The 8,701-nt window shown below is 71.9% G+C and carries 6 protein-coding genes; 2 read left to right on the top strand and 4 right to left on the bottom strand.

Annotated elements, in window-relative coordinates:
- Positions 1-131: 131 nt before the first annotated feature.
- Complete coding sequence (locus ACFTZC_RS37720) at positions 132-2,486, top strand: Tat pathway signal sequence domain protein (RefSeq protein WP_382898061.1); 2,355 nt, start codon at positions 132-134, stop codon at positions 2,484-2,486.
- 213 nt (positions 2,487-2,699) lie between these two features.
- Positions 2,700-5,684, top strand: a complete 2,985-nt coding sequence (locus ACFTZC_RS37715) for a glycoside hydrolase family 2 TIM barrel-domain containing protein (RefSeq protein ID WP_382898059.1) — start codon at positions 2,700-2,702, stop codon at positions 5,682-5,684.
- Between the two features lie 81 nt (positions 5,685-5,765).
- On the opposite strand, the gene ACFTZC_RS37710 is transcribed toward ACFTZC_RS37715, so the two are convergent.
- The 4 genes from ACFTZC_RS37710 to ACFTZC_RS37695 are packed head-to-tail and all read right to left on the bottom strand — an operon-like array spanning position 5,766 to position 8,684.
- Positions 5,766-6,623 carry a phosphogluconate dehydrogenase C-terminal domain-containing protein gene (locus ACFTZC_RS37710; protein WP_382898057.1) on the bottom strand — a complete coding sequence of 286 codons (858 nt, stop codon included), beginning with the start codon at positions 6,621-6,623 and terminating at the stop codon, positions 5,766-5,768.
- The gene (locus tag ACFTZC_RS37705) at positions 6,623-7,423 is read right to left on the bottom strand and encodes a sugar phosphate isomerase/epimerase family protein (RefSeq protein ID WP_382898056.1); all 801 of its coding nucleotides are present in this window, start codon (positions 7,421-7,423) and stop codon (positions 6,623-6,625) included. Before ACFTZC_RS37705 ends, ACFTZC_RS37710 begins: the two co-directional genes overlap by 1 nt.
- Positions 7,423-8,208, bottom strand: a complete 786-nt coding sequence (locus ACFTZC_RS37700) for a triose-phosphate isomerase family protein (protein ID WP_382898054.1) — start codon at positions 8,206-8,208, stop codon at positions 7,423-7,425. Before ACFTZC_RS37700 ends, ACFTZC_RS37705 begins: the two co-directional genes overlap by 1 nt.
- Positions 8,208-8,684 carry a ribose-5-phosphate isomerase gene (locus tag ACFTZC_RS37695; protein ID WP_382898052.1) on the bottom strand — a complete coding sequence of 159 codons (477 nt, stop codon included), beginning with the start codon at positions 8,682-8,684 and terminating at the stop codon, positions 8,208-8,210. The genes ACFTZC_RS37700 and ACFTZC_RS37695 overlap by 1 nt, the downstream gene beginning before the upstream one ends.
- Between the last annotated feature and the right edge of the window lie 17 nt (positions 8,685-8,701).

The raw sequence follows: 8,701 nt of genomic DNA, 5'->3' as shown, positions 1-8,701 counted from the left end.
CCACCCCCGGCCCGCCCCCCGGCGGGCCCCCCCCCACGCGGGCCCGGGCGGGCCGCCCCCCCGGCCGCCTTCCTCCGCGGGAACAGGCCGGGGGAATCGCGTTGTCCTCGTACGAGAAGCCGGGAGGCACCATGGCCAAGGCACCAGATCCGTCGAGAAGGGCGCTGCTCGCCACAGGTACCGCGGTGGGCGGCGCGCTGGCCGTGGGAGGCGGCACGGCCGCCCCCGCCCGGGCCGCCGCCCCCGCCGGGGAAGCCCGACCACCACGGGGTACGCAGGCAGCACCACACGTCTCCCCGGACATCTGGCGCACCGTCCTCGACGACGCCGATCCGGTCTGGCAGCGGATGCCGGCGTCCTGGTACGAAGGCCCGTTCCTCGGCAACGGCCTCCTCGGCTCCGGCATCTACGCCGAACCGGGCGGGAACGCGGTCCGCTTCAACGTCCAGCACTCCGAAGTCCAGGATCACCGGCCGGAGTTCGGTTCCCTCTTCGGCCTTGCCCGGCTGCCGATCGGTTACTTCACCCTGGAGCCGGTCGGCACCATCACCGGCCTGGACTGGCGGCTGCGGCTGCGCGACGCCGAGTTGACCGGCACCCTCATCACCACGGCGGGCTCGCTGACGCTGCGCGCCTTCGTACACTCCTCGGCCGACCTGCTCACCGTCGAGGTCACGCCGAGCGAGGGTGAACGCGGCTTCCGCTGGGTCTTCCACCCGGCCGTGGCGATCAGCCCGCGGGCCGCGTTCAAACCCATCCCCCAGGGATACACGGCCAATCCACCGGCCACGATCGAGAAACACGGGGAGGTGACGGCCTCCGTACAGCCGCTGCTCGCGGGCGGCCGACATGTCACCGCCTGGCAGGAAGTGGCCCGCCACCGCAGCCGCACCCTGTACGCGACGGTCGCACACTCCCACCCGGGGGCCACCGCCCGCGACCGCGCGCTGCGCACGGTACGGACGGCTCGGGCGGTGCCGTTCGACGTGCACGCGCTCCCCCACCGCGCGTGGTGGCACCGCTACTACCGGAAGAGCTTCCTGTCGCTGCCCGACGCCCGGTTGCAGCGCTTCTACTGGATCCAGCTCTACAAGGTCGCGGCCGCCGCCCGCAAGGACGCGCCGGTGATGGCGACCTCCGGGCCGTGGCTGGAGCCGACGCCCTGGCCCAACACCTGGTGGAACCTCAACGTCCAGCTCGAATACTGGCTGATACATGGCTCGAACCATCTCGAACTCGACGCCGTCACCCGAGCGTTGAGCGAATTCCGGGACCAGCTGGGCGCCGAGGTCGCCGCTCCCTGGCGCGGGGACTCGTACGGTATTCCGCGCACCACCGACACCCGGCTCGTCAACGGCGGTGCCACGCCCGGGGACTTGGGCTACGGCGTCGGCATCCCCGGCCAGGACCCGCCCACCCCCGAGGTCGGCAACCTCACGTGGGCTCTGCACAACGTCTGGCTCAGCTACCGCCACACCATGGACGAGACCATCCTGCGCGATGTCCTCTTCCCGCTGCTGCGCAAGGCCGTCAACTACTACCTGCATTTCCTTTCCCCTGGGAGCGACGGCAAGCTGCATCTCCCGGCGACCTTCTCCCCCGAGTACGGGGTCAACGCGCCCGACTGCAATTACGACCTGATGCTGCTGCGCTGGGGCTGCCGTACCCTCCTGGAGTCGGCCGAACTGCTGGGCAGGCGGGACCCGTTGGCGGGCCGCTGGCGCGAGGTGCTGGCCAAGCTCACCCCGTACCCGGTGGACGGTGACGGTTTCATGATCGGGGCAGGGGTCCCGTTCGCCAAGTCGCACCGCCACTACTCGCACCTGCTCGCCGTCTATCCGCTGTACGAGATCACGGGCCGGACGGCGGACGAGCGCGCGCTGATCGAGAAGTCGCTCGCCCACTGGGTCGGCTTCGAAGGCGCCCTCCAGGGCTACACCTTCACCGGCGCGGCCTCCATCTCCGCGCTCCTCGGCAAGGGCGACGACGCACTCGCCTATCTCGGTCAGCTGATGACACGCTTCATCCAGCCCAACACCATGTACAAGGAGTCGGGCCCGGTCATCGAGACCCCGCTGTCCGCCGCCCAGTCGCTGCACGACATGGTGTGCCAGTCCTGGGGCGGCACGATCAGGGTGTTCCCGTCCCTCCCCGCGGTGTGGCGCGATCTGGTCGTGCACGACTTCCGTACGCAGGGCGCCTTCCTGCTCAGTGCGGTACGGGAGAAGGGCGTGACCCGCTGGGTGCGGCTCACCAGCGAGGCGGGCGCCCCGTGCGTCGTGCGCCACGGCATCGTGGGGGCCGTCGAAGTCCGGGACGACCGGGGACGGCCCATGACGTACGAGCGGACCGGCGAAGGGGAGATCCGCCTTCCCCTCCGCAAGGGCCGGTCGGCGCTCATCACCTCGGCCGGAGACGCCCCGGACCTCACCATCCGCCCCGTCACACCCGGCGAGCCGGCCCCCCGGTGGGGGTTGCCCGCCTGACCGGGCCGACGGACGAGGGCATGGGCCTGGTGGGGAAAGGGCCTGCAGAAATCGGTTGCCATCCCTGTCGTCGAGCCGGAGAGGCCGGCTCCCCCTCCTGGACTTGATCTTCGCTGTCCGGAGGGGGCGACGAGGCGGGGATCAGTCACTTACGCTGCACGGAAACCGCCTTCTACCAGTTCCGCGCACCGCCCCTCGAAGGGACATCTCTCCGTGCTCAGCGACCGCCTCGACCACGCCTCCCTCGACTATGTCGAAAGCCGCGATCCGGGACAGGGGCGGCTCGCCCCCCGGGCCCGGTACCGGTCGGACGCCATGACCCTGGACCTGGACGGTGATTGGCGCTTCCGTCTGGCGGACTCCCTGCGGGCGCTGACGCCGGGCTTCGAGGCACCGGATCACGACGACTCCGGCTGGGAGCACCTTCCCGTACCGTCGAGTTGGCAGATGCGGGACATCGCCGGCACACCACGCTTCGGCACGCCCGCGTACACCAATCTCGTCTACCCGTTCCCCGTCGACCCGCCGCGCGTGCCGGACGCCAACCCCACCGGCGAGTACCGGCGGGAGTTCACCCTGCCGGAGGACTGGCCGGACGCGGGGCGCGGTGTGCTGCGCTTCGAGGGGGTCGACTCGGCCTTCGCCGTGTATCTCAACGGCGTTCCGCTCGGTGACGGCAAGGGCAGCCGGCTGCCCACGGAGTTCGACGCGACCGACGCGCTGCGTCCCGGCCGCAACGTCCTCGCCGTACGGGTCCACCAGTGGTCCGCGGGCAGCTACCTGGAGGACCAGGACATGTGGTGGCTGTCCGGGATCTTCCGCTCGGTGGCCCTGCTGCACCGGCCGGAGGACGGCGTGGGCGACCTCTTCGTCCACGCCGAGTACGACCATCTCACCGGCCAGGGCACCCTGCGGGTGGAGGCCGACGCCACCGGCCGGGTCACCGTGCCCGAGCTGGGCCTCGACCTCGCGGTGGGCGAGCGGGCCGAGGCGCCGGTCGAGCCGTGGACCGCGGAGACGCCCCGGCTGTACGACGCGGAGCTGACCACGGCGGGCGAACGCGTCCGGCTGCGGATCGGGTTCCGTACGGTGACGGTCTCCGGCGGTCTGCTGCGGGTCAACGGCACCCCGCTGCTGCTGCGCGGGGTCAACCGCCACGAGTGGGACCCGGACACCGGCCGCACCCTGACCGTCGGGACGATGCGCCAGGACATCGAGCTGATGAAGCGGCACAACATCAACGCGGTGCGCACCAGCCACTACCCGCCCGACGGCCGCTTCCTCGACCTCTGCGACGAGTTGGGGCTCTGGGTGATCGACGAGTGCGACCTGGAGACCCACGGCTTCTACCTCAACGGCTGGCGGAACAACCCGAGCGCCGACCCGGCCTGGCGCGACGCCCTGCTCGACCGGATGCGCCGCATGGTCGAGCGCGACAAGAACCACGCCAGCGTCATCATGTGGTCGCTGGGCAACGAGTCGGGCACCGGGGACAATCTGCGGGCCATGGCCGACTGGTCGCACGAGCGCGACCCCGGCCGCCCGGTGCACTACGAGGGCGACTGGGACAGCGGTTACGTCGACGTCTACAGCCGGATGTACGCGGACCACGCCGAGACCGACCGGATCGGCCGGGGCACGGAGGACCCGACGACCGACCCGGAGCTGGACGAGCACCGCCGGTCGCTCCCCTTCATCCTCTGCGAGTACGGCCACGCCATGGGCAACGGCCCGGGCGGTCTCAGCGAGTACCAGCGCCTCTTCGAGCAGCACCCCCGGCTCCAGGGCGGTTTCATCTGGGAGTGGATCGACCACGGTGTCCGCCGTCGCACCGCGGACGGCCGGGAGTTCTTCGCGTACGGCGGTGACTTCGGCGAGGTCGTCCACGACGGCAACTTCGTGGCCGACGGGCTGGTCTTCCCGGACCGCGTCCCCTCCCCCGGGCTGACCGAGTACAAGAAGGTCGTCGAACCGGTGGCGATCCGGGTGGACGCCGCCGCGCGCACCGTGTCCGTGCGCAACGGCCTGGACTTCGCCGACACCGGACATCTGCGCTTCCACTGGCAGGTGGAGGACGAGGGCGTCCCGGGCGGGCAGGGCGAACTGACCGTGCCCGCCGTCGCCGCGGGCGACTCGGTCGTCGTGGGCTGGCCGCGCGAGCTGAGCGAGGCGGCGGACGCGGGACCGGCCGGCGCCGAGCGGTGGCTCACCGTCGCCGCGCGGCTCGCCAAGGACGAGCCCTGGGCCCCGGCCGGCCATGAAGTGGCCTGGACTCAGGCGCAGTTGGCCACCGTAACACCCGTGGCCACGGCGGCGCCGGGCACTGCGCGGCTCCGGGTGGACGGTGGCCGGATCACCCTCGGCGACGGCGTCTTCGACGCGGGCACCGGACGTCTCGTACAGCTCGGAGCGGTGCCGGTGGAGGGGCCTCGGCTCGATGTGTGGCGCGCGCCCACGGACAACGATCTGCGCGGCCGGCACGGTTCGGAGGCCGAGAGGTGGCGCGCGGCGGGGCTGGACCGGCTGGAGCACAAGGTGCTGTCCGTCGAGCCCGGGGAGGGGACGCTCACGGTGACCACCCGGGTGGCCGCCGCGGGCAGTGACGCGGGGCTGTCGGCCGTCTACCGGTGGAGCGCCGCGCCGCCGGACGGGGGCTCCGGCGCGGGCGCGCTGCGGCTGACGCTGGAGGTCCGGCCGCTGGGCGCCTGGGACGTGACGCTGCCGCGGCTGGGGCTGCGCGCCGCCGTGCCGGCCGCGCTCTCCGCGGTGAGCTGGTTCGGCGCCGGTCCGCACGAGGCGTACCCGGACACCCGGGCCGCCGCCCGCGTCGGACGGTTCGCCTCGGACGTGGACGGTCTCCAGACGCCGTACCTCTTCCCGCAGGAGAACGGCAGCCGCGCCGATGTCCGCTGGGTCGGGCTCGCGCCGGCCGGCGGCGGGGAGGGGCTGCGGCTGAGCGGCCCCGCGCCCTTCTCGTTCGCCGCCCGGCCCTGGAGCAGCGAGCGGCTGGACGCCGCGGCCCATCCGACGGAGCTGGTACGGGACGGTCTCGTCCATCTCACGGTGGACGCGGCGCAGCAGGGCATCGGCAGCGCCTCGTGCGGTCCCGGCGTGCTGCCCGAGTACCGGCTGCTGCCCGCTCCGACGGTCTTCACCGTCGACTGGGCGGCCTGGGGCCGGGCCGCCGGTACGGAGTAGCGGCTCCGGGAACGACGGTGACCGGCCTCCCCACGCGGGGAGGCCGGTCACCGTGTCAGCCGCGCCCGGCGGGGGCGGGGGTCAGCGCTTGATCTCCTTGATGCGGAGCATGCGCGTGATGACCTTGTCGAGCTCGTCGTCCTCGAAGACCTTCTTCCAGTCGTCCTTGACGATCGACTCACGGCCGTAGTCCATGGCGATCAGGCAGGCGTCGGAGAACGGGTTGTCGCCCTTGAGGGTGTTGGCGAGCGCGACCTGCGTGTGGCCCAGCAGCATCGCGCGGGCGGCGGGCTCCGGCACACCGACGGTGTGGACCGTCTCGTGCAGCGCCTCGGTGAGCAGCGCGCCGACCATGCAGGCGATGGTCTCGACCAGGGTCGGCTCCAGGACGGCGAGCTGCTTGACCGTCACCCAGTGCACGTCGACGACGGGCGCGTACATCGTGCGGATCACGGCCTCGGCCAGTTCCCGTACGGACGCGTCGGGGCCCTCGAAGGACGCGACGACCTCCTGCGGGGCGGCGATGCCGCCGAAGGTGTCCGCGTACTCCTCCTTGGTGGTGCGCTCCAGGAAGACGGACGGGTGGCAGGGGTGGGCGACGGCGTTGTGCACGTCGTCGCGGCGGGTCAGCAGGCCCGCGTAGGCCGCCGCCGGGTCGAGGGTGAGCAGGACGGCGCCGGGCTTCATCAGCGGGACGAGCTGCTCGGAGACGGTGCCGAGGACGACGTCCGGAACGGCCAGGATGAGGACGTCGGCCTGCTTGGCGGCCTCGTCGGAGTCGGTGAGCTCGCGGCCGAGTCCACGGATCAGCTCCTGGCCCTTGGGCGAGTTCTCGGCGAACAGCGTCCGGAAGTCGCTCTTGACGAGGTTGTTGGAGACGCGCTGGCCCATCTTGCCAGCGGCGCCGATGACGGCGACGGTCTTGTTCTCGGTGGCCATTACTTACTCCTCTGAAGGGTGGTGATGCAGTGCCGGGTCCACTGGTCCTCGATCCGGGCCGTGGTCTCGAACCCGCCGTCCTGCCACGGGAGCCAGTGCTCCACGATCTGGTTGATCGACCGCTCGTGCGGCCTCACGGTCTCGACGAGGTGGGGGTGGTCGAGCAGGCCCTCGCCCAGCGGGGCGCCGGCGTAGGTGAAGCCGACCCAGCCGTCCCGGCGGCTGAAGGCGAAGTCCTTGACATGAATGTTGACGACGTACGGGGCGGTCGCCTCGACGACATCCCGGGGGCGCTCCAGACGGGCGACGCAGTTGCCCGGATCGAGGACGACGCCGAGGTGGGGGTCGTCGACGGCGCGGACGACGGTGAGCAGGTCGTCGGTGGAGACCTGTTCGTAGGTCTCCAGGCCGAGGGTGACCCCCTGGGCCGCGTACGCGGGGATGGCGCGCCGCAGCAGCCCGGTGGCCTCGGCGGTGCCGGGCCGGTGGTCGGCCGTGTTCATCATCGAGCGGACGAGGGTGACGCCGAGCTTGCCCGCCAGTTCGAGATAGCGGGCGAGGTGGTCCTCGCCGATGCCGCGGGTGCCGAGTTCCAGGGTGACGCCGAGGTCCTCGGCGGTGGCGCGGAGGCCGGCGAGGCGGGCGTCGTCGAAGGTCTCGATCAGCGGGTAGTCGCAGATCTGGAAGACGTCGCCGCCCAGTTCCCGGGTGGAGCGGACCATCTCCTCGACGGTCAGCGGGACCGGCGCGCGCGAGGAGATCCGCCAGAAGTAGGCGTAGGTGCTCAGTCCGTAGGCCATTACGCGTCCGCCTTCACGGTTCGCCCGCTCAGCTCGTCGAGGATCTGTTCGACGGCGTGCGGGTCATGGGCGAAGCGCCCGAGGAAGAGTCCGTCGACGCCCTCGCCGAGGGTGGACAGCAGCCCGGGGCCCGCGCTGCCGCCGTAGATAACCCGGCTGCCGGCGTACGCGGAGCGTTCCCGGAGCCAGTCGGTCAGAGCAGCGCAGACGCGGCTGATGTGGTCCGGCGAGGCAGGGTGGGGGGCGCCGATCGCCCACTGCGGTTCGTACGCGACGACGATCGGGCCGCGCCCGCCGCCCTCGTGCGCGGCGGTGTCGAGGATCCGGGCCAGCTCGGCGACGGTGCGCGTCGCGGCCTCGGCCGGGTCGGCGCGGTCGAGTTCGCCGACGCAGAGCACGGGGGTGAGGCCGTTGCGCAGCGCGGCGGCGGTCTTGGCGGCGACGACCGTGTCGCCCTCGCCGAAGAGGCGGCGCCGTTCGGCGTGGCCGACCTCGGCGTAGGAGCAGCCGATCTCCTTGAGGTACGGGCCCGAGACCTCGCCGGTGAACGGCCCCCGGTCGTCGGTGGCGAGGTCCTGGGCGCCGACGGCGACGCCGGTGCCGTCCAGGACGGTGCCGAGCGGGACGATCGCGGGGAAGGCGGGCAGCACGAACAGCTCGGTGAGGCCGCCGGTGACGGCCGGGTGCCGGGCGGCGATGTCACCGATGCGGCGGGCCCAGTTGAGGGTCTCGTGATGCCCGAAGTACATCTTGAGGCTCACCCCGAGCAGGGTGGGAGCGGACATCAGGCTGCGGCTTCCTCTTCGGACTCGTAGTCGTTCATGAGCTGCACCTTGGCGGCGGAGGCGGACGACTCGTCGAAGCGGTACGTCAGCCACTCGGCGGCCAGCCGGCGGGCCAGTTCGACGCCGACGACGCGCTGGCCGAAGGTGAGGACCTGCGCGTTGTTGGAGAGGACGGCGCGCTCGACGGAGAAGGAGTCGTGGGCGGTGACGGCCCGGATCCCCTTGACCTTGTTGGCGGCGATCGCCACACCGAGGCCGGTGCCGCAGACGAGCAGGGCCCGGTCGGCCTCGCCGCGCGCGACCATCTCGGCGGCGGCGATGGCGATGGTCGGGTAGGCGGTGTGGCCGTCACCGTCGACACCGACATCGGTGACCCCGGCGACGAGCTCGCTGTTCTGGAGGTCCTTCTTCAGTATTTCCTTGTAGTCGAAGCCGGCGTCGTCCGAGCCGACGACGATCCGCAGCTTGTCGCTCATGGGGGGTGCTCCTCGGT

It is taken from the genome of Streptomyces sp. NPDC056987 (genome assembly GCF_042673865.1).
Lineage (GTDB): Bacteria > Actinomycetota > Actinomycetes > Streptomycetales > Streptomycetaceae > Streptomyces.
This window is presented reverse-complemented; position numbering and strand designations above follow the sequence as displayed.